Below are 19,038 nucleotides of genomic sequence, written 5' to 3'. Positions count from 1 at the left end.
CATCCCTCCTATCATCAGATATTAATTAGACTCGTCTTCGTCACTCTCGTTCAACAGTACTTCAACATCCTTACAGCTTCTACTATACTTCTTGACAAATGTAATCAATATCATTGAAACAACTGTCCCGAATAATAGACCGTACAAGCTTCTCAGCAGTCCCGTCCAAAGTGGGACGGTGGCATGACAGAAGGTATTGACGATCGACACTATCACAAGAGATCCTCCCGATGCAATGACTGGAGCGAGTTTTCCCTTGATGTTGAAAGAGAAGTGAATCAGGATGGCTAGCAAAGGATATGCAAGTAGCTCTTTGAAACGTGGACGAACCAGCAGGAGATTGTCTAGATAGTCCCTTACCATTCTTTCGGAGTCAAGAACAAAGGAAAAGTTTCCACTTCTAAGAATGTAGTAACCGGCCGCTATTCCGGCAAACACAAATACCAACAGGTCGCCCTTAGATATTTTTCTGGAGACACTCTTCATAAAACCGGTTACGAATAACCAACCGGGGAGGGCAACAAGAGATACTTTCACACCCCTGAAGAGCTCTAGACCATTCTGGAATTCGACTCCGACCATGGATGCATTGATAGAGATTCCCAGAAAAACAGAAAGCGAAAAGAATAGTAGTAACCCTCTGAAAACCCCGGTATCTAGAGAAGACAACCTTCTGTAAATCGCAAACTCCCCTGCAATTGCTGCCAGAGGCAGACCGATAGTCGGGAAAAGTAGAAACACAACTGTGATTCCAACGGCGCCAAGCGGACTAACTGATAGGATCAACACAAATATGAACAACGCTGAAAGCAATTTGAATCTTGATGAGCCAGTCCTCGGAGATGTTATTTCGTCAGAGATTAAGTCCTGTTCGTTTAGTTCCTCGTAGGATTTGTGAACTAGCTCATCATAGTCGAAATCAACCGGAGGAGTTAAGAAAAGCAATGCGTCGACACTTCGCTCCCTAACTGATCTAATGTACCTCGTTACAGCTCTATCGATATCGTAATTTGGGTACTCTTTCTTCTTCAGATTGTGGACGCGGAAAACCAGAGACTTGTTATCTCGGGCCTTTAAGACGTCAAGAACGTACTGCCCTCTTTCGTCAAACTCCATGTAGCCAGTATAAGCGCAATGACTATCCAGAATAGAAGCTAGTTCCGAAACAGGGTACGGAGAAACCCCCGTAAGTATCACAGGAACCTGCAAATCTAGAATTTCCTCCAGTCTATTCCAGTCATCTCTGAGATCCATAAAGACAACCGCAGAGCCGAGTTCTGAAATTTCCGTCAGATTATCTACGTAAATCAGCTGCTTTGATGGAACGCCGTCAACCTTCTTCTCGGTAACAAGAGCTGCACGGTTGTAATTAGAATCCAGGGAGACTCTCCAAGGAATATATAGAAGAGACATAAGCAGACCCACAACAAAAACAACGATAACTATGCCGTTCCCAAGACTGATTACATTCTTCTGTTTTTCGTTTCTTCGTCTTCTTCGAGGCTTCTTAGGTCTAACGGGAACTTCCGCCAATACTTATCTCTCCTCCCGATCAGAAGATAAAGAAATAATACTACACCGACAACAAACGGGGAATATGGAAGCAAAAAAACAATCCTCCATTTTAAAAGCATTGAACGAACAGTGGATCCAAACACATTCAAAAAAGCGGTGTCTATTTCTCTTTCAGTAGAGAACTCATTGACAACTTCTAGTAGTTTGTTGTACGAATTCCTCTTGAGAATGTAATCGGCAAAGCTTGCCACTGCCCCGTAGAAGACACTTTGATCATCCTTAACCGGGTATTTCTCCTCGTATTCTGTGAAGTCAAAAAACGCTACTCTTAAAGCCGACCTCCTAGTCCCAGTGTGAAGGTTCTGAAATCCCTCGGCAATCACCTCATGATACCACAGCGGAATTTCGTCAGGATTAATATCCCTGATTCTCAGGTACTCAAAGAAATAAACATGGGCGAGTTCATGCCTCGCAACTCCCGGTTTATATGAAGAGGTGTAAAGAAAGATTTGATATATTCCATTATTGTCTATTGCCGCAGGCTGCTCGTGACCTTCACCCTTTAAAATCGTAAGACTGTATTTTACCGAGAAACCATAGATTTCTGAAAGCTCTGCATTCGCTTCCTCAATCTCACTTCTGATCTCCGCCTGACCTGCCACCGCGAGTGAAGAGAAAACAACCACAATAATGAGAAATACAAATCTTATTCGAGGCAACCCAGCACCCTCTTAAGGTCGCCGGGGAGTTCAGAGATGATCTCTATTTCTTTTCCGTCATTTCTAGCGAAGGAAAGCCTTGAACAGTGAAGAAAATATCGCCTGAGCCCCGTTTCTTTCTTGAAGTCTCTATTGAACAGTCTGTCTCCATACACATCGTCTCCGACAACTGGATAACCCGCTTCACTTAACTGTCGACGGATCTGGTGCTTCTTTCCAGTAAATAGATCGATCCACAACAAAGACGTCGTAGCATAGCTCTTCTCAACTGTGAAAGCCAGGGATTCGACGAATTTCTCTCTCTGCGAAACAAGTTTTCCTCTCTTTTCAGGAAATCCCTTCACAAGAGTGAAGTAACCTTTTTCGACTCCCCGTTCTCTGAATAGCTTTGAAAGCTCTCTAGCAGCCTCCGGGGATTTCGCGAAGAGGATTACGCCAGAAGTGTGTTTATCAAGCCTGTGAACGGGGCGAGGAACAAAACCTTTCGAATTCCCGTACGCCATCAATCCTTCAACCAGGGTGATTATCTGGATTCCCTTACCAGGATGAACGGAGATTCCTGAAGGTTTGTCAACTGCAACAATAAGATCATCTTCGAACAAAATGTCGAGTGGAATGTGCTTAGGCGTCAGTTCGCGCGATTCTTCAAGACGCTTCAGTTTCGAAGGATCTCCCGAGAAGACTACCTGAACCTTATCGCCTATTTCCATTTTCCATGAGCCGTCTCTGATTTTATTCCCATTGACCCTAACATTGCCCCTTCTCAGCAATTTGTATATTGAGGAGAGCTTCAAATCGGAAAGCTCTTTCCTCAAAACCCGGTCCAATCTCTCGTAAAAATTTTCTTTTGTTACTTTGAACTCCTTTTCGATCGAAATCACTCCACTCAAATTAAAGGGGGCATTAAGCCCCCTTAGAAAATTCAATCCTCAACGCCTAGACCTTTGCCGATACTCTCCACAATATCCCCAACTGTGGAGATGTTCTCGATCTGCTCGTCTTCAACCTTGAAATCAAATTCGTCCTCAAGTGCCATTACCAGGTCGACCAAATCGAGTGAATCTGCTCCGAGATCCTCGGTCAAATCTGAATCCATGGCGATTTCATCTTCCTCGACTCCAAGCTTCTCAGAAATTATTGTTTTTACTCTGTCGAATACTTCATCAACTGTCAAAGGACATCCTCCCTTCGAGATCTTTCTCAAATTGCAATAATTATAGTGATACCAGGCTCCAAAGTCAAATTCTGGATTCCTAGAAGCTTTCATTATTATATAATAATTTGAAGGTCTTTACTTCTGGAGGTTTGCTATGAGACTCTATACAGAGATGAAAGAAACAGTTGTCAGGCGCCTAACGACTTTTCCGAAAGTTGCGATGATACTTGGGTCGGGACTGGGTTACCTTACTGAGCAATTTGAAGAACCCTTGGCAATAGATTACAGAGAAATTCCGGGATTTCCCACAGCTACCGTTGAAGGTCATTCGGGCAGGCTAGTCTTCGGGACATTCCAAGGACTCCCGGTGGTGGCAATGGAAGGACGTTTTCACTTCTACGAAGGTCATAGAATTGAAGACGTTTCCTCACCAATATATCTCTTTAAAGAACTTGGCGTAAGCAACTTGCTCATTACAAATGCTTCTGGCGGAATAAACAGAAGCTTCTCTCCCGGAGATATAGTTGCAGTGACAGATATCATAAACTTTGGATTTCGCAACCCTCTGAGGGGAGAAAATGACCGCCGTTACGGCCCGAGATTTCCCGACATGTCGGAGATAATTGATTTTGCCTGGCTAAAAGTTTTGAAATCAAGGCTCGAGAAAGCAAAGATAGATTTGAAGGAAGGAACCTACTGCTGGACTCTGGGACCGAGTTATGAAACGCCTGCAGAGATAAGGGCTTTTGAATTCTTCGGGGCAGATCTCGTGGGGATGTCGACGGTCCCCGAAGTAATCGCCGCAAGACATTGTGGCATAAAGCTTCTGGTTTTATCGTGCGTGACAAATATGGCATCTGGGATCCTCAAGGAGAAGCTCACTCATGCCGATGTGGTGAAAACGGCAAACAGAATAAGACCCAAATTCACTGCAGTTGTCCAGCACGCGGTTGAGTCGATTAAGGAGACTGAACAATGATAAGGAAGATCACCAGCATTGTATCATGCATACAGAAGGCCAACGACATTCTCGTTGTGGGTCATATAATGCCAGATGGTGATTGTATCTCGTCAGTGGTGTCACTTTCGATGGGACTCGAGAAGTTTGGCAAGAAGGTTACACCGGCAATTGACTGGAAGATTCCGGCGAATTTTACAGTCTTTCCCTGGATAGATAGAATTAAGGATTTCAGTAATGATGTTGTGGAGCCCAATCTAATAATCATTGTAGACGCTTCATCTCCAGATAGAATCGGTAGATTTGAACAGCTTTTGCGAAAAGGAATCCCTTCAGTGGTTATTGATCACCACGCAACCAACACCTATTTTGCAGACGACTGTTGGGTAGATCCATCATATTCTTCGGCTGCTCAAATGGTTCTTGACCTTCTAAAACTCATGGATGTTGAATATGACGCCGATCTCGCACTGATGAACTACATAGGCATTGCAACAGATACTGGTTTCTTCAGATATTCGAATGTAGATAGCTCGGTTTTCGAGGCCGCTGCGGAGCTTGTGAGATTAGGAGCAGATCCCACCTTCGTGGCAACGTCAATCCTTGAAACAAGAAAGATCGAAGAACTTTTCCTTGAGAGGGATGCGATCGACAATATAAAGATGCTATCAAACGGCAGGTTTGCATATTCCTACCTTGAGTTGGAGGATTTTGAAAAGTACTCACTCACAGAAGATGATTTTGTGGGTTTCGTCGGCGATCTGAGATCGATAAAGAGCGTTGAAGTTGCTCTGTTTGCCTCAGAAGCGAGTAAAGGAGAAGCTCATGTCTCGCTGAGATCGAAGAGCTACTTCGACGTTAGCAAAATCGCCGTTGCGTTTGGAGGGGGAGGACATCAAAAGGCTTCCGGTTTCACTCTGAGATACGACGGCAATCTAGAGGATGCTCTTGCCGAAACGATTGAAATGATAGATTCTCAACTTCAACAAAAAGAAAAACATTAGGCTATTAATCTAGCCAGAAGCTGTATGAACTGGGTTATAGGCCACATAATAAGCTGGATTATCCCCATGAGTGACAGCACGAGAAGTGTCAGTATTCCATATAGTTCATATTTGACAAGCCAGTTCACTTGGCTCTCCGGAACAAGCATTGTAACAATGTTTGCCCCGTCAAGAGGGGGTATAGGGATCAAGTTGAAAAGCGCAGTGTTAAGATTTATCACCATTGTCCAGTAAACAACGTCTGCTAAATAACTTGCGGGAAAAGAGCTGACCGTTTCTGGCATGAAGGTGGAGAACCTGTGAAGACCGGAGAGATAGAAGATCAGACCTGTGATAACTCCAAGCGAGAAGTTCGCAATAGATCCGGAAAGTGCCGTCAGTATTGCCTTGAAATACTTGGCTTTTCTGAGCTTCCAGTAGTTGACGGGAAACGGTCTCGACCAGCCGAACTTGAAGAAATAGAACATTAATAAACCGACAGGGTCAATTCTTCTGATGAAGCCGGGTCCTCCCCATTCCGGCTTGGTGGCTTCGAAACGTCTCGCGGTTATAAAGCGAGCATACTCATGGGAGAGTATTGCCGCAGCAATGGCGGGAGTTAGACAAAAGAAATTCCTCATCATCTCAAACATCTTCCTCATCCCTTCCTGATAGAACGACCGTTATCTCTCCCTTCACTTCGGAAAACGCGAACTTCTGGATAGCGTCAGAAACGCATCCGAAAAAAGACTCCTGGAAGAGCTTGGTCAGCTCTCTTCCGATGAATATCTCTCTGTCGCCAATAATTTCAAGGATTTCGCGCAATGTCTCCATTAGTCTGAATGGTGACTCGAAGAATACAATGAGGCTTTCGCCGTAACTACCCCGAGAAATCTTTCTCAACAGTCTTCTCCGATTCTTGCCTCTAGGCAGAAAGCCGAGAAATGTGAAATGACTTCCTGGAAAACCGCTGATAGCAATTGCCGATGTAACGGCACTTGGACCTGGCGAAACGTCAACTTCAAAACCTCTATCGCGGCAAACCCTGATGATTTTGGCCCCTGGATCAGAGATGACGGGCATTCCTGCGTCACTGGAAAGTGCGATCTCTGCTCCTTCGTCAAGCTTTCGAATTATGAAAGACAGTCTTTCTTCCTGGTTATGCATATTGAGGGATACCACATCTTTGTTTTCTATCCCTAGAGAGGAGAGAAGTGACCTCATTCTCCTCGTATCTTCTGCAAGGATCAAATCGGCTTCCTCAAACACTCTCTTCCCTCTAATCGTCATGTCATCGAGATTTCCAATGGGAGTGCCTACGATCCAGAGTTTCCCCTTTTTCTCAGTCACTTTCGACCTCCAAGAGGAAGCTTCGACGCAACTCCTGATCTTCTTGGAAACTCACTCGGAGTAGCTCTTTCCTTCTCGTAAACTACCATAAACCTCTTCGAACCGTCAGAAAGTCTGTACTCTTTTTCACACGAGAGCCGTAATCCAAGAACTCTTTCTGCTGCATCAGAAAACACCTTCTCATCAAGCCACCCGGGACCCTTGTAAAGGTAGATGTATCCCCCAACCTTAACAAGAGGAGCCGCGAGTTCCAGCGAAATATCGCATCTGCCAACTGCCCTCAAGAAGGCTGAGTCGAAAGTCTCTCCTGCTTCTTTTGCGAATTCTTCTGCTCTTGCTGTCTTTACGGCAACATTTGTCAGGTCTAAATCCCGGGCAAATCTTTCGATCTCCCTGGTTTTCTTTGCGATTGATTCAAGAAGTGTCCAGTTTGACTTAGGAAAAGAAATCGCCAAAACAAGACCTGGGATCCCGCCTCCACTTCCAATGTCTATGCAGCGGCCCGATAGAGAAGAACCTTCAAACGGAATAATGGTGTCTTCGATGTGAACTGTCATTGCTCTTTCAAATTCCTTAATTGAGCTTAGATTGTGGGGAGAAGAGAGCATGAGCTCTATAAGTTTTTCATATTTCGCGAAAAACGACGGCTCAAGAAATTCACTCGAGAAAACCATTTTTCATTCCTTTTCTATACATGCGTATGCTTCGTGATTGTGAATTGACTCCTGACTGATCGCTTCGACTCTGTACCAGTTGATCCGACTATCATCTTGAAGAAGTAAGACGACTTCTCGCGAAAGATCTTCCACAAATCTGGGGTTGTCGAAAGAGTGCTCGGTGATGAACTTCTCGTCTTCTCTTTTGAGCAAAGAAAAGATTGGAGCACTTGCGGATTTCTCGACATACTCGATGATCTCTTCAATCCAAACAAGCGAATTCATTCTTACGGAAACAAAAACCTCTGCCCTTTGATTGTGAGCACCTCTGTCACTAATCTCTTTTGAGCAAGGACAGACGGTCATGACCGGAACCTTGACTCCAAGAACAAAATCAAACGTCCCATCCTTCATTGCAATGAAGGAACACTTGAATGAGCTGAAACTCTCACTCCCGCTTATTGGAGCTTTCTTTCTTATAAAGTAAGGAAACTCAACCTTGATATGAGCCACATCGGCTTTTAAAGAGTCTCTCATGTCATTCAAGATTGACTCCATGCTTCTGGGAGTGATTTTCTTGTGGTGTCTCTCAAGGACCTCTACGAATCTTGACATGTGAGTACCACGAAAATCCTTAGGAAGATCCACAAACAGATCGAATTTCCCCACAGTATTCTGTGTTCCGAATTTTCTGTCTAGTACTACTATGGGATACTCAATTGACTTTATCCCGACCATGTTGATTTTGATGTTTCTCTTGTCCTTCTCATTCTGAACGTCTCTCAAGATCAAACACCCCTTGAATCTGTGGTCTCAAAGAGGTATAATCAGCTAAGTGGAGGCGTATCCTAACTGGCTAAGGAGCCGGTCTTGAAAATCGGTGGGGTTGACGCCCCTTGTGGGTTCGAGTCCCACCGCCTCCGCCAAAACCGGGGGTTTCCCCGGTTATTTCTTTAGCGGGCCGAAATCGGAAAAAGGCCATATAGTCAACATCGGACTACCGATTATTGCCTCCTCTGGAACGAATCCAAAATACCTGCTATCGAAGCTATTTGCTGAGTTATCGCCCATCATAAACTGGAACCCTTCCGGCACGGTAACTCTTACCACTCCCGTTGACGGATCCTGAGTGATGTACTTCTCCAGACCGAGGGGCTCCAACTCTGTTTCGAAGAACTCAGTATATTCGATCAGCCCCTTATAGGCCTGATAAAGCCTGTAATAAGGGGAGAATCTCACCGAAGGATCGTCGGGGTGAGCCAAGCCTAAATAGAAGCTGGGATCGTAAAACACTCCCTCTCTAACATAACGCCTTTCTTCAAGTGCAGGTGGAATCTCTCCATTTACGTAGAGCTGGTATACGGGATTCGCCGCAGTATAATCAGGCGCTCTTCTGAGTTCAAGAACGTCTCCAGCCTTTCCCACCAATCGCTTTACATATTTGACATGACCCCTGTACTTGGCTGGAGAAAAAAGATCCATGAATTTATCAAACCCTCTGAGATACTTCTGAGACTCAATATCCACATAAGGCGTCCAGAACACCACTATGTCCCCGTAATCAGGCTCTCTGTATTCGTAAGTGATCTTCTCCACAAACAATCTGGCGGGAGGATTTATGGTTGGTATCATTGAACCTGTCGGAACCAGCATTGTCTCAAAAACAAACAAACGAATAATCGTACCAAATACGACAGCATAAAGAATCGCCTTTCCCCACTCCTTAACTTCGTGGAGAAAGCGCGATTCCTTCTTGTCAGAACCCTTTTTCGACTTTTTGGCAGACACTTAGCCTCAGTCCCTTTTCTCTTTTATCTTTACCTTACCCTTCACGTCTCTAATGTAGTAGATCTTCGCTCTTCTGACCTTTCCCCTTCTAAGAACTTCAATCTTCTCGAGAGAAGGGCTTGTGAACGGGAATATCCTTTCTACACCAACACCCGCGGCTCCTACTCTTCTAACTGTAAAGGACTTACCCGTCCCGCTCCCTCTTATTCCCATTACAATTCCCTCAAAGGCCTGAATTCTTTCTTTGTTGCCCTCTTTGATTCTAACGCTTACTCTGACGGTATCGCCCGGGCCCATCTTTGGCAGGTCGTCCCTCAAATGCTCATTTTCCAGAGATCTTATGTACTGATCCATCTTTATCCCTCCTAACTTCTACTGTATCTTCATGAATTAATCTATCTAAAACTATTGCAACTGCTGCTCTCACAGAGAGGTGGTTAAAATCCGAATTCGCTCTAAGCGGTTCAAGAGCATAGTCGCAAATCTTCTCAATTTCACCGGGTAAGCCCCAGCTTGTTCCAAAGAGGAGAAGATGGGGTTTTTCACTTTTGACGATTATCCTTCGCATGGCATCGAAAGTGATTCTGTCTTTCCCCCTCTTTGCCGAAGTAAAAACGAGGTCGGGCCTCTGTCCTTCGATTTCTTCTATTTGCTCTAGAACATCTTCCATGTATGATGCCCTCTCAACTACTTTAAGCGCTTCACTTCTGCTGGGGTTGTATTCCCTTCCAAACTCCTCAAGCCAGTAATTTAGAACGTTATCTACTATCTCTCTCTGAGCCGGGAGATTACTTACCACGAAGTAACCCTTGACATTGTATGTTCTGCATGTTCGGGAAATATCGTGAACATCCAGATTCGTGACTGCGCTGGAAACGATATTTCCGTGTCTGCCCAAAACAGGGTAATGAATCAAAGCGAGATATATGTTATTCAGCATCCTTTTTCAGCTCCTTGAAGAGCAACAACAGTGCTTTCTTGTCAGTCAGGTCAAAATCATGCTTGAGAAAGATATCCGGCCTTCTTTCGATAGTTCTGAGCAAACTCTCCATTCTTCTGTGAATCTCTATCATTTCATGGTTCCCACTGAGCAATACTTCGGGTACTTCCATGCCGTTTACTTCTCTGGGCCTCGTATAATGAGCATAATCAAGAAGATCGGAAAAGAAAGAATCGTTAATTACCGACTCCATATCACCGACAACTCCTGGAACAAACCTTGAAATGACCTCTATCATCAACAGTGCCGGGATTTCTCCACCGCTGAGCACGAAATCACCGATCGAAATCTCCTCGTCAATGGAACTCATTGCCCTTTCATCTATTCCCTCATAACGCCCGCAAACAAAAACAATGTGGCTAAGCTTACTCAGTTCAAGAGCTTTCTTGTTGTCAAAGAGCTTGCCCTGCGGAGACGGATAGACAACGTGGGGCTTGCTGTCATCCGAAAAGCGACTTGCAACTGCTTTGATTATTGGCTCGGCCTTCATTACGAGGCCGCTCCCCCCTCCGAATGGGTAGTCATCGGTTGTTCTGTGACGATCATCGGTGAAATCTCTTATATCGACCGATTCAAAAGCAATTATGCCGTTTTTAATAGCCCTTGATATTACCCCCCAGTTGAAGACCGTTTCAAACAGCTGAGGAAAGATCGTCAATACCTCTATCTTCATTCGGGCTTGACCTCTTCGAATTCCATAGATCTGGCAACAATCGTCTTATCTTCAAAATTGAGCTCGAGAATGTAGTCTCTAATTATTGGAATAAGCTCTTCACGAACAGTCAAGTCCTCTTCACGAACGACCACCATAACATCATTTGCTCCAGTTTCGATGATGTCATTTACAGTTCCTATGAAACGCCGGTTCTCATCGAATACACTACTCCCAAGAATCTGAAAGTAATAATACTCTCCCTGTTTCAACTCAGGCAAGACACGTTCTTCAACGTATATATGGAAGCCTACAAGCCTTTCTGCTTGACCCATAGAGTCTATTCCCTCGAAATGCAAGATCCAACCTTTGGTGGCTCTCCTGGCTCCATCGATTGAAGTTACAAACCGCGAACGGGTCTTTTCATCATAAAGCAGAACCTCCTGGATCTCTTTGAAAGCTGTTTCATCTTCAAGAGCGACTTTTACCTTCATCTCGCCACGAAGTCCGTGAGGCTTCACTATTCTCCCGATTGGAACCATTTCCTCCAAAGACTTGTCTTTCAGTTCGCTCATCTTACCACCTTTAGGATAAAACTCTCCTTTGATGATCCGGCGAGTGCGTTGAGGAGAACATTGATTGACTTGATAGTTCTACCGTCTTTTCCAATTATTTGGCCGACATCTTCCTCTGCAGCGCTGATTTCAAAGACCATGTTTCCGTTTTCGTCTACTGCTTCAGTAACAGTTATCCGATCGGGCTCCCTCACTATTCCCTTCAGAATATGTTCTAGCACTTCCTTCATTACTCTGCTTTCTCTCCCGATTCCTTGACATACTTCAGCTCGTGGACCTTCTTCATAACTCCGAACCTTGCAAGAATCGATCTTGCGGTCTCAGTCGGCTGAGCACCTTTCATTATCCAGCTTACTGCCTTGTCTACATCGACACTCATAATGCCGGGATCTCTTATCGGATCATAGAATCCCAGAGAGTCAATATAGGCCCCGTCTCTACGCTTTTGTGAATCCACTACGACAAGCCTGAAAAACGGCCTGTTCCTCCTACCCATCCTTGTAAGCCTAATCTTTACCATTCTTTTCGTGCACCTCCTGATTCTCTACTATCTAAAATGAAAATCCTTTCATACCTTTAAGTAGTTTCCCTTTTCTTCCGAACTGCTTCATCATACTCCTCATCTGATCGTACGACTTAAGGAGTTTGTTGACATCCTGAATAGTTGTTCCGCTACCTCTCGCTACTCTTTGCTTTCTAGAATAGTTCAGAAGCTTTGGATTCCTTCTCTCTTTAGATGTCATGGAGTGGATGATCGCCTCTGTTCTCTTCATGCTCTTTTCGCTTCCTGCAAGATCAACGTCTTTAGGGGCGCCAGGTATCATCTCCATGATGTCTGCAATCGACCCCAGCTTTTTTACTTCTTTCAGTTGATCAAGGAAGTCCTCAAGATCAAATTTGTTCTTGAGAAATTTCTCTTCCATTTCTTTGGCCTTTTCTTCGTCAATGTTATACTGTAGCTTATCGATGAGCGACAAAACATCGCCCATTCCCAGTATTCTTCCTGCAACTCTGTCTGGATGAAAGGCCTCAATACCGTCGGGCTTTTCCGAGATTCCAATGAACTTGACGGGTTTTCCCGTTACATGCCTTATTGAAAGAATTACTCCGCCTCTCGCGTCGCCATCGAGTTTTGTGACAACAAACCCGGAAAGCTCGAGCGCTTCGTTAAATGCCTTCGCTGAGTTCACGGCGTCCTGTCCAGTCATGGCATCAACAACCATTAGTATCTCATCGGGCTTAACAGCGGAAACGATTTCCTTCAACTCTCTCATCATCGCATCGTCTATGTGAAGTCTACCCGCGGTGTCTAGAATCACCACATCATTTATGTTCCTAACCGCCTGCTGCATTGCTTCCTGAACTATCTTTACGGGATTCTTTCTGTCGCCCGTGAAAACAGGCATATCAATCTGTTTTCCAAGTTGCATCAGCTGATCAATTGCCGCTGGTCTGTACACGTCCGCAGCTACGAGAAGAGGTTTTCGGCCTTCCTTTCTCAACAATGTACCCAGCTTGGCCGTAGTAGTCGTTTTCCCACTTCCCTGAAGACCCACCATCATTATCTTCGAAGGCTGGCTAGAAAGCTTCAACGGAACCGACTTCTCGCCAAGCATCTTGATCAGTTCGTCTCTGACAATCTTTATAAACTGCTGATCAGGCGTGAACGATTTCAGTACCTCTTCTCCAAGCGCCTTCTCAGTGATGCCGCCTATAAACTCCTTGACAACCTTATAGTTGACGTCCGCCTCCAGAAGCGACAACTTGACCTGCTTTACAGCATCTTCTATATTCTTCTCAGAGATTCTTCCCTTTCCACTTAGCAGCTTGAAAGCTCTGCCCAGCTTTTCCTGGAGATTCTCAAACATCTGAACACCTCCGCAGCTTGAAAAGTATACAACGGGCCAGCGTTTGTATGTTGAACTTATCTGAACAACAACAGCGATTATCAAGCAAGTATATTAATTTTTAGTTACCGTGAAGGTATCAATATACTTAATTAATCTATGAATCTTCGAAGAAAGTGTTTCTAAGGATTAATGTCAGTCATCCATCCTGGCATCGGAGAATTCTATAAAAAAGACCAAAAGAGGAAAATAGCTTCTTAGCCCCAGTCTTTCGCATTCAGTTTTTTGTAACAATCTCTACAAACCGCGATGTATTTTTCCATACCACCTATATCTATTTCACTGTCAGTTGGACCTGAAATTCTGTGAGTAACGGTGGCATTGTACTCACCGCATATGTGACAGACAGCCTTCTTCTTTATCACCTCGTCTGCCGCAGCCATCAGATTCGCGGTTACGGCAAAAGGCCTGTGCTTGTAACTTAAATCGAGACCAACACAGAATACATCTACACCACTGAAGATTATCTCTTCTACAATGCGAAGGAGGTTTTCGTCAAAAAAGTTGATTTCATCAATAAAAATCGCGTCGAGTTTCCCCTTTTCCTTGGACACGATTTCCTTGATTTCGGAGGAATCGTAAACATTTATCGCTTCCGCCATCTGACCGGAGTGACTTACAACATGATCAGAAGAGTATCTGTCGTCTATTACTGGTTTAAAAACCTTTATTCGCTTCTTTCCAAGTGTGTAAATTTCAATCATGGAAAGAAGCGTCGAGGTCTTTCCCGAATACATTGGTCCCACTACGACCGTGAGCTTACCGGACATATCCTCAACCCCTTATCACGTAATTAAGACTGCTCCTTATCCCAAGCATAAACTGCTCGACCGACCTGGTCTGTGAGCAAAACTCTCCGCTTACCTTTACTGCTTCTCCAATAGCTTCTTCTGGAGATGCTCCATTCATGAGAAGCAGCGAAAAAACCGATCCAAATATATCCCCGCTTCCGAAACGATTCTTCCCAACCACGGGTGGCAAAAAATCCTTACCAGCAAAGTAAACGCCCTTTTCTGAAGCCTTTATAATCAGGCGCCTGTCGCTTTTTTCAAATGACATGTACTCATTTGCCAGAATAAAATCATACTTCCCCAGTCCATCGAGACCTTTGAACTCATGAAAGGGAGATGGATCAACAACTTTGATCCTCGACTTCACCGAACTAATAACTGATGCAGCTTGCTGACCAATTTCCAGAGTACTGTAGAGCAGATCATACTCTTCATCGATCAGAATTCCTACCAGCTCTTGATTTACGTCGACAGGCTGAGGTTTCTGCACGGCAATGACATCAGAACCGCTGAAGAGAAAAATACCGTGTGCACAATCAGGCATAACGGGGATTGATCTGAAAGACCACCGATCAGAATCGCAAACACCAAAACAACTCAAAAATAGGACTTCAGCACCGAGTAACGAAAGACAGGTTGCCACATTGAATGCCGATCCTCCATCTGTCTTGACTATACTGGCTTTGTGACCGCTGCCCGATACTTCAACATCCTCTAGGTAACCTCCAAGAACCAGGGCCCTAAACTTACTTCGTTCTGTAAAGTCTGTCACCGGCATCTCCTAGACCCGGAATTATATAGGCATGGTCGTTGAGTCTTTCGTCGAGAGCCGCCGTAAAGATCTTCACGTCGGGATGATTCTTCTCAATGAATCTTACACCCTCCGGAGCAGCGATGAGACACATTAGCGAGATTTGTTTCGCCCCGGCTTTCTTCACTACTTTCAGAGCCCACGATGAGGACACTCCCGTTGCCAGCATAGGGTCTAGAACGAATAGCTGAGTATTTTCATCAACACTCGGAAGCTTTGAATAGTACTCCACCGGCTGTATTGTGTCGGGATCTCTATATATTCCGATGTATCCGACCGAAGCGTTGGGCATCAATGAAAGAACTCCTTCCACCATTCCCAGGCCGGCCCTGAGGATGGGAACGACCGTCACTTTCTTATCCTCTATACACTGGCCTACCATCTTCACCAGCGGTGTCTTGATTTCCTTATCGTACGTCGGTATATGTCTCGTCGCCTCGTAAGTAAGGAGTAATGTGATTTCTTTTAAGAGCTCCCTGAATTCCTTCGGACCGGTCTGATCATCTCTCATTATTCCAAGCTTATGTTGAATAAGCGGATGGTTGACTACCGTAAGCTGGTCAAACACCTGCATCACTCCTGTGAATCAGATCTGAATAGAGTGGGAATTTGCTTGTTAGCGTCTTGACTTCCTCACTGATCTCTCTCACTTTTGTCTGTGAGATCTCTCCCTTTTCTCCCTCTATGTTCTCTAGAACTCGAATAATTAAATCGGCAATCAAGGGCATTTCTTTCTCAGTCATGCCCCTTGTAGTAATCGCAGGAGTTCCGATCCTTATTCCACTGGTGACAAAAGGTGACCTGGTTTCTTTTGGGATAGTATTTTTGTTGACCGTAATGTCCGCTTTTTCCAGGGCCTTTTCCGCAGCTTTTCCAGTAACATTCATAGGATTCAGATCAACGAGGAACAGATGTGTGTCTGTACCCCCAGATACTATCCTAAGACCTTTTTCCTCAAGCGACTTCGCCAGTCTGCGAGTGTTGTAGATGATGTTCTGCTGATAAGCCTTGAATTCGTCTCTTAGAGCCTCGCCAAACGAAACTGCTTTTGATGCGATCACATGCATGAGCGGGCCACCTTGAGTACCCGGAAACACCATCTTGTCAACCGACTTTGCGATCTCCTCGTTATTTGTGAGAATCATTCCCCCTCGTGGCCCTCTCAGGGTCTTGTGCGTCGTAGTCGTCACAACATGTGCAAAATCTAGGGGGTTAGGGTAAAGTCCTGCGGCTACAAGGCCGGCAAAGTGGGCCATATCTACCATCAGAACGGCGTGTACCTCGTCGGCAATATCTCTGAATTTTTTGAAATCGATTATTCGGGAATAAGCGCTTCCGCCGGCAACAATTACAGAAGGTTTAGCATCAAGAGCAACTTTCCTCACTTCATCATAGTCGATTACCTCGGTTTCCTCATTGACTCCATAAGAGACTGCATTGAAGAGTTTCCCGGAGAAATTGACCGGAGATCCATGAGTTAGATGGCCCCCGTGGCTCAAAGACATACCCATAATCGTATCACCTGGCTTGGCAACTGCCAGATAAGCAGCCATGTTTGCCTGAGAACCCGAATGGGGCTGGACGTTGACAAACCCTGCATCAAAAAGTTTCTTGGCTCTCTCACGCGCCAGATCTTCAACTTCGTCAACGAAGACACATCCTCCGTAATACCTTCTGGAAGGATAACCCTCTGCGTATTTGTTCGTCATGACCGATCCCATTGCTTCCATTACAGCCCTGGAAACAAAATTCTCTGAAGCGATCAACTCAAGCCCGTTTCTCTGTCTTTCAAGCTCTTTGAACATTATGTCGAAGACTTGTTTATCAGTTTTCTCTAGAGATTCCCACATCCAAATAACCTCCTCCAGATTCTATTCAAACATTCCTCTCAGCGATACGTCATATGGCGGCCTCGCAATTCCCTTTTCCGTGATTATTCCTGTTATCAAACTCGATGGGGTTACATCAAATGCTGGATTCAAACACCTCACGCCTTCCGGCGCAATTTGTTGATTGCCTATGTGAGTTATCTCTCTATGGCTCCTCTCTTCTATCGGTATTTCTTCTCCAGAAGCGGTTGTGAGATCCACAGTGCTCAGTGGGGCAGCTATGTAGAAAGGAATCCCATGCCTCTGGGCAAGTATTGCAACGGAATACGTCCCAATTTTATTCGCGGCATCGCCATTAGCTGCAATTCTATCTGCTCCGACTAGAACCAGGTCAATGAATCCCTTCTTCATTACCCATCCTGCCATGTTGTCACATATTAGTGTCACGTCGATCCCTGATTTAATGAGTTCCCAGGCCGTCAACCGCGCTCCCTGAAGATAAGGGCGAGTTTCATCGGCGAAGATTTTGATTCTCTTACCCTGTTCCACAGCAGCTCGCATTACTCCGAGAGCCGTGCCGTAATCGACTGTTGCAAGAGCTCCGGCATTACAGTGAGTTAGAATTCCATCTCCATCTCTCACAACCGTTGCTCCATTTCTTCCTAACGATTTATTGATTTCTATATCCTCTTTTGCAATACTCAGGGCCGCTCGCTCGAGCGACTCGATGAGTTTCTTCCTTTCCAAACCCCAGTTAGAATTAAGAGCGTTTTCCATTCTGTCCAGGGCCCAAAAGAGGTTCACGGCAGTGGGCCTACTCTCGGAAAGCCTTTTCTTAACAGTTGTCATGTGATCCAACAAGACTTCATCGGAAGCATCCAGTACTTCCTTTGCACCTAGCAGATAACCGAAGGCTGCAGTGGCGCCTATTGCTGGAGCACCTCTGACTATCATTTCTCTTATCGCAACATATACTTCTTCATGGTTCCTGCATTCTACATACTCTTCTGCCGTAGGAAGCTTCCTCTGATCAATCATTTTCAGGCGGTCTTCGCTCCACTCAAGTGTCAAACTTTTGAAATGACTCACTGAACTTTCACCCTTTTCACTATCTCCCTCACTGTTTCGCGGTAAGCGGTTTCCAGCTCAGATCCTCTCATGTTAGTCACAATGCTTTTCCCGGTGTCTGAAAAACCTACGAGTGCGGGATCAAATGGAAGAGAACCGATTAGCGGAATGTTGAAGAGATTTTCAAGTTCCTTTCCTCCGCCCTCGCCAAAGAGTCTTATCACTTCTCCGCAGTGTGGGCACCTCAAATAAGACATATTCTCGACAATTCCAAGAATATCTCTGTGCATGGTCTTGACAAGATTAATCGCCCTCTTCACGTCCTGAACGGCAACTGCCTGGGGAGTAGTGACTACAACGGCCACAAGATCGGTTAGAGTCTGCAGAACGGTGAGCGGCTCGTCTCCCGTCCCTGGAGGAGAATCGATTACGAGAAAGTCTAGTTCACCCCACATAACATCCCCGAGAAACTGGTAGATCGCTGTCGTCTTCATCGGCCCACGCCAAATCACCGGAGCATCCTCTTCAACGAAACTTGAGATGCTAATAACCTTCAAGTTAGGCAGAGCCTCGGGAGGGAAAATCTGTCCTTCTACAACTTCGGGCTGCTTTTTCAGACCGACCATCCTCGCTACGTTGGGTCCATGGAGATCTATATCCATCAGACCGGTCTTGAAGCCTTCATCTGCCAAAGCTAGCGCTAGATTGACCGCGACCGTCGTCTTGCCAACTCCCCCCTTTCCAGACATAACGAGTATCTTATTCTTTATTGACTTAACGTTGTCTCTTATGGTTTCCATTCTCTCTGCCATTTCTTTTGGATTCACTTTTCTTCACCTTCATATTCAATTCTCATTGACATATCAGCCGTTTTGCCAAGCATAGCCGAGACAGAACAGTATCTTTCCTGAGAGAGGGTAACCGCCTTTTCTATCTTATCCTTCGGTAGATTCTTACCCGAGAAGTGATATACGAGTTCGATGCTCGTGAATACTTTCGGATGTTCCTTTGCATGCTCATAATTTGCAGAAATCCAGTACTCGTAGTCCGTAACCTTCATCTTGGAGAGAATCGAAACTACATCCATTGAAGTGCAACCCATCAGCGCGGCCATTACCATCTCCATTGGAGCTGGCGCCGATCCATCGCCTCCAGAACTTTCATTTGCATCCATATGTATATCATGGCCAGAAGGAGTCTTTGCATAGAAGGCCATCTTTCCTATTCTCCTTGCAGAGTATTCCATCGTCCTTCATCTCCCTTCAAAAAAAAAGGGCCTG

The 19,038-nt window shown here is 45.1% G+C and carries 25 protein-coding genes and 1 tRNA gene; 3 read left to right on the top strand and 23 right to left on the bottom strand.

Annotated features, from left to right (window positions below):
* Nucleotides 1-21: 21 nt before the first annotated feature.
* Genes THEBA_RS01645 through acpP form a run of 4 tightly spaced genes read right to left on the bottom strand, consistent with a single transcriptional unit; the run spans nt 22 to nt 3,408 of the window.
* Nucleotides 22-1,533: a DUF5693 family protein gene (locus tag THEBA_RS01645; protein ID WP_148269969.1), complete on the bottom strand. Its 1,512-nt coding sequence runs from the start codon at nt 1,531-1,533 to the stop codon at nt 22-24.
* Nucleotides 1,464-2,234 carry a hypothetical protein gene (locus THEBA_RS01640; RefSeq protein WP_006491771.1) on the bottom strand — a complete coding sequence of 257 codons (771 nt, stop codon included), beginning with the start codon at nt 2,232-2,234 and terminating at the stop codon, nt 1,464-1,466. Before THEBA_RS01640 ends, THEBA_RS01645 begins: the two co-directional genes overlap by 70 nt.
* Complete coding sequence (locus THEBA_RS01635) at nt 2,222-3,160, bottom strand: RluA family pseudouridine synthase (protein ID WP_006491770.1); 939 nt, start codon at nt 3,158-3,160, stop codon at nt 2,222-2,224. Before THEBA_RS01635 ends, THEBA_RS01640 begins: the two co-directional genes overlap by 13 nt.
* Nucleotides 3,157-3,408: an acyl carrier protein gene (gene acpP, locus THEBA_RS01630; RefSeq protein ID WP_006491769.1), complete on the bottom strand. Its 252-nt coding sequence runs from the start codon at nt 3,406-3,408 to the stop codon at nt 3,157-3,159. The genes THEBA_RS01635 and acpP overlap by 4 nt, the downstream gene beginning before the upstream one ends.
* Before the next feature lie 136 nt (nt 3,409-3,544).
* On the opposite strand from acpP, the gene THEBA_RS01625 reads away from it, so the two are divergent.
* Together THEBA_RS01625 and THEBA_RS01620 are read left to right on the top strand one after the other, a co-directional pair.
* Nucleotides 3,545-4,369: a purine-nucleoside phosphorylase gene (locus THEBA_RS01625; protein ID WP_006491768.1), complete on the top strand. Its 825-nt coding sequence runs from the start codon at nt 3,545-3,547 to the stop codon at nt 4,367-4,369.
* Nucleotides 4,366-5,352 carry a DHH family phosphoesterase gene (locus THEBA_RS01620; RefSeq protein WP_006491767.1) on the top strand — a complete coding sequence of 329 codons (987 nt, stop codon included), beginning with the start codon at nt 4,366-4,368 and terminating at the stop codon, nt 5,350-5,352. Before THEBA_RS01625 ends, THEBA_RS01620 begins: the two co-directional genes overlap by 4 nt.
* Here the strand turns inward: THEBA_RS01620 and THEBA_RS01615 are convergent.
* Genes THEBA_RS01615 through folE2 form a run of 4 tightly spaced genes read right to left on the bottom strand, consistent with a single transcriptional unit; the run spans nt 5,349 to nt 8,129 of the window.
* Complete coding sequence (locus THEBA_RS01615; protein WP_006491766.1) at nt 5,349-5,984, bottom strand: site-2 protease family protein; 636 nt, start codon at nt 5,982-5,984, stop codon at nt 5,349-5,351. The genes THEBA_RS01620 and THEBA_RS01615 overlap by 4 nt on opposite strands.
* Complete coding sequence (gene rsmI, locus THEBA_RS01610) at nt 5,977-6,681, bottom strand: 16S rRNA (cytidine(1402)-2'-O)-methyltransferase (protein WP_006491765.1); 705 nt, start codon at nt 6,679-6,681, stop codon at nt 5,977-5,979. Before rsmI ends, THEBA_RS01615 begins: the two co-directional genes overlap by 8 nt.
* Nucleotides 6,678-7,355: a 16S rRNA (guanine(527)-N(7))-methyltransferase RsmG gene (gene rsmG / locus THEBA_RS01605; RefSeq protein ID WP_014730175.1), complete on the bottom strand. Its 678-nt coding sequence runs from the start codon at nt 7,353-7,355 to the stop codon at nt 6,678-6,680. Before rsmG ends, rsmI begins: the two co-directional genes overlap by 4 nt.
* Nucleotides 7,356-7,358: 3 nt before the next feature.
* Complete coding sequence (gene folE2, locus THEBA_RS01600; protein ID WP_006491763.1) at nt 7,359-8,129, bottom strand: GTP cyclohydrolase FolE2; 771 nt, start codon at nt 8,127-8,129, stop codon at nt 7,359-7,361.
* A gap of 45 nt (nt 8,130-8,174) precedes the next feature.
* Here folE2 and THEBA_RS01595 point away from each other — a divergent pair.
* Nucleotides 8,175-8,263: transfer RNA gene (locus THEBA_RS01595), tRNA-Ser, on the top strand.
* Nucleotides 8,264-8,282: 19 nt separating this feature from the next.
* Here the strand turns inward: THEBA_RS01595 and lepB are convergent.
* From lepB to THEBA_RS01520, 15 genes are all read right to left on the bottom strand, one after another.
* A complete protein-coding gene (gene lepB, locus THEBA_RS01590; protein WP_014730174.1) occupies nt 8,283-9,125 on the bottom strand; it encodes a signal peptidase I in 843 nt (280 codons plus the stop codon).
* Nucleotides 9,126-9,131: 6 nt separating this feature from the next.
* On the bottom strand, nt 9,132-9,479 hold the full coding sequence (rplS, locus tag THEBA_RS01585; protein ID WP_006491761.1) for a 50S ribosomal protein L19: 348 nt from the start codon (nt 9,477-9,479) through the stop codon (nt 9,132-9,134).
* The gene (locus THEBA_RS01580) at nt 9,448-10,065 is read right to left on the bottom strand and encodes an RNA methyltransferase (RefSeq protein WP_014730173.1); all 618 of its coding nucleotides are present in this window, start codon (nt 10,063-10,065) and stop codon (nt 9,448-9,450) included. Before THEBA_RS01580 ends, rplS begins: the two co-directional genes overlap by 32 nt.
* Nucleotides 10,055-10,798, bottom strand: coding sequence for a tRNA (guanosine(37)-N1)-methyltransferase TrmD (gene trmD / locus THEBA_RS01575; RefSeq protein ID WP_014730172.1), 744 nt, complete (start codon nt 10,796-10,798; stop codon nt 10,055-10,057). Before trmD ends, THEBA_RS01580 begins: the two co-directional genes overlap by 11 nt.
* On the bottom strand, nt 10,795-11,352 hold the full coding sequence (gene rimM / locus THEBA_RS01570) for a ribosome maturation factor RimM (RefSeq protein ID WP_014730171.1): 558 nt from the start codon (nt 11,350-11,352) through the stop codon (nt 10,795-10,797). Before rimM ends, trmD begins: the two co-directional genes overlap by 4 nt.
* Nucleotides 11,349-11,582, bottom strand: a complete 234-nt coding sequence (locus THEBA_RS01565) for a KH domain-containing protein (protein ID WP_006491753.1) — start codon at nt 11,580-11,582, stop codon at nt 11,349-11,351. The genes rimM and THEBA_RS01565 overlap by 4 nt, the downstream gene beginning before the upstream one ends.
* On the bottom strand, nt 11,582-11,872 hold the full coding sequence (gene rpsP, locus THEBA_RS01560) for a 30S ribosomal protein S16 (RefSeq protein ID WP_006491752.1): 291 nt from the start codon (nt 11,870-11,872) through the stop codon (nt 11,582-11,584). Before rpsP ends, THEBA_RS01565 begins: the two co-directional genes overlap by 1 nt.
* Nucleotides 11,873-11,903: 31 nt before the next feature.
* On the bottom strand, nt 11,904-13,220 hold the full coding sequence (ffh, locus tag THEBA_RS01555) for a signal recognition particle protein (RefSeq protein WP_014730170.1): 1,317 nt from the start codon (nt 13,218-13,220) through the stop codon (nt 11,904-11,906).
* 236 nt (nt 13,221-13,456) lie between these two features.
* Nucleotides 13,457-14,029 (bottom strand): thymidine kinase, encoded by a 573-nt coding sequence (locus THEBA_RS01550; RefSeq protein WP_014730169.1) that lies wholly within the window; start codon nt 14,027-14,029, stop codon nt 13,457-13,459.
* Between the two features lie 4 nt (nt 14,030-14,033).
* The gene (locus THEBA_RS01545; RefSeq protein WP_041928062.1) at nt 14,034-14,828 is read right to left on the bottom strand and encodes a carbohydrate kinase family protein; all 795 of its coding nucleotides are present in this window, start codon (nt 14,826-14,828) and stop codon (nt 14,034-14,036) included.
* Entirely contained in the window at nt 14,797-15,435 is a 639-nt protein-coding gene (upp, locus tag THEBA_RS01540) for a uracil phosphoribosyltransferase (RefSeq protein WP_041928061.1), read from the bottom strand. Before upp ends, THEBA_RS01545 begins: the two co-directional genes overlap by 32 nt.
* Nucleotides 15,422-16,711 carry a serine hydroxymethyltransferase gene (gene glyA, locus THEBA_RS01535; protein ID WP_014730167.1) on the bottom strand — a complete coding sequence of 430 codons (1,290 nt, stop codon included), beginning with the start codon at nt 16,709-16,711 and terminating at the stop codon, nt 15,422-15,424. The genes upp and glyA overlap by 14 nt, the downstream gene beginning before the upstream one ends.
* 21 nt (nt 16,712-16,732) lie before the next feature.
* The gene (gene mtnA / locus THEBA_RS01530; protein WP_014730166.1) at nt 16,733-17,779 is read right to left on the bottom strand and encodes an S-methyl-5-thioribose-1-phosphate isomerase; all 1,047 of its coding nucleotides are present in this window, start codon (nt 17,777-17,779) and stop codon (nt 16,733-16,735) included.
* On the bottom strand, nt 17,776-18,585 hold the full coding sequence (locus tag THEBA_RS01525; protein WP_014730165.1) for an Mrp/NBP35 family ATP-binding protein: 810 nt from the start codon (nt 18,583-18,585) through the stop codon (nt 17,776-17,778). Before THEBA_RS01525 ends, mtnA begins: the two co-directional genes overlap by 4 nt.
* Complete coding sequence (locus THEBA_RS01520; protein WP_014730164.1) at nt 18,582-19,004, bottom strand: OsmC family protein; 423 nt, start codon at nt 19,002-19,004, stop codon at nt 18,582-18,584. The genes THEBA_RS01525 and THEBA_RS01520 overlap by 4 nt, the downstream gene beginning before the upstream one ends.
* Between the last annotated feature and the right edge of the window lie 34 nt (nt 19,005-19,038).

The sequence above is a fragment of the Mesotoga prima MesG1.Ag.4.2 genome, from assembly GCF_000147715.2.
Classification (GTDB): domain Bacteria; phylum Thermotogota; class Thermotogae; order Petrotogales; family Kosmotogaceae; genus Mesotoga; species Mesotoga prima.
Note: the sequence above shows the minus strand (reverse complement) of the source record. Positions and strands in the feature narration are given on the sequence as shown.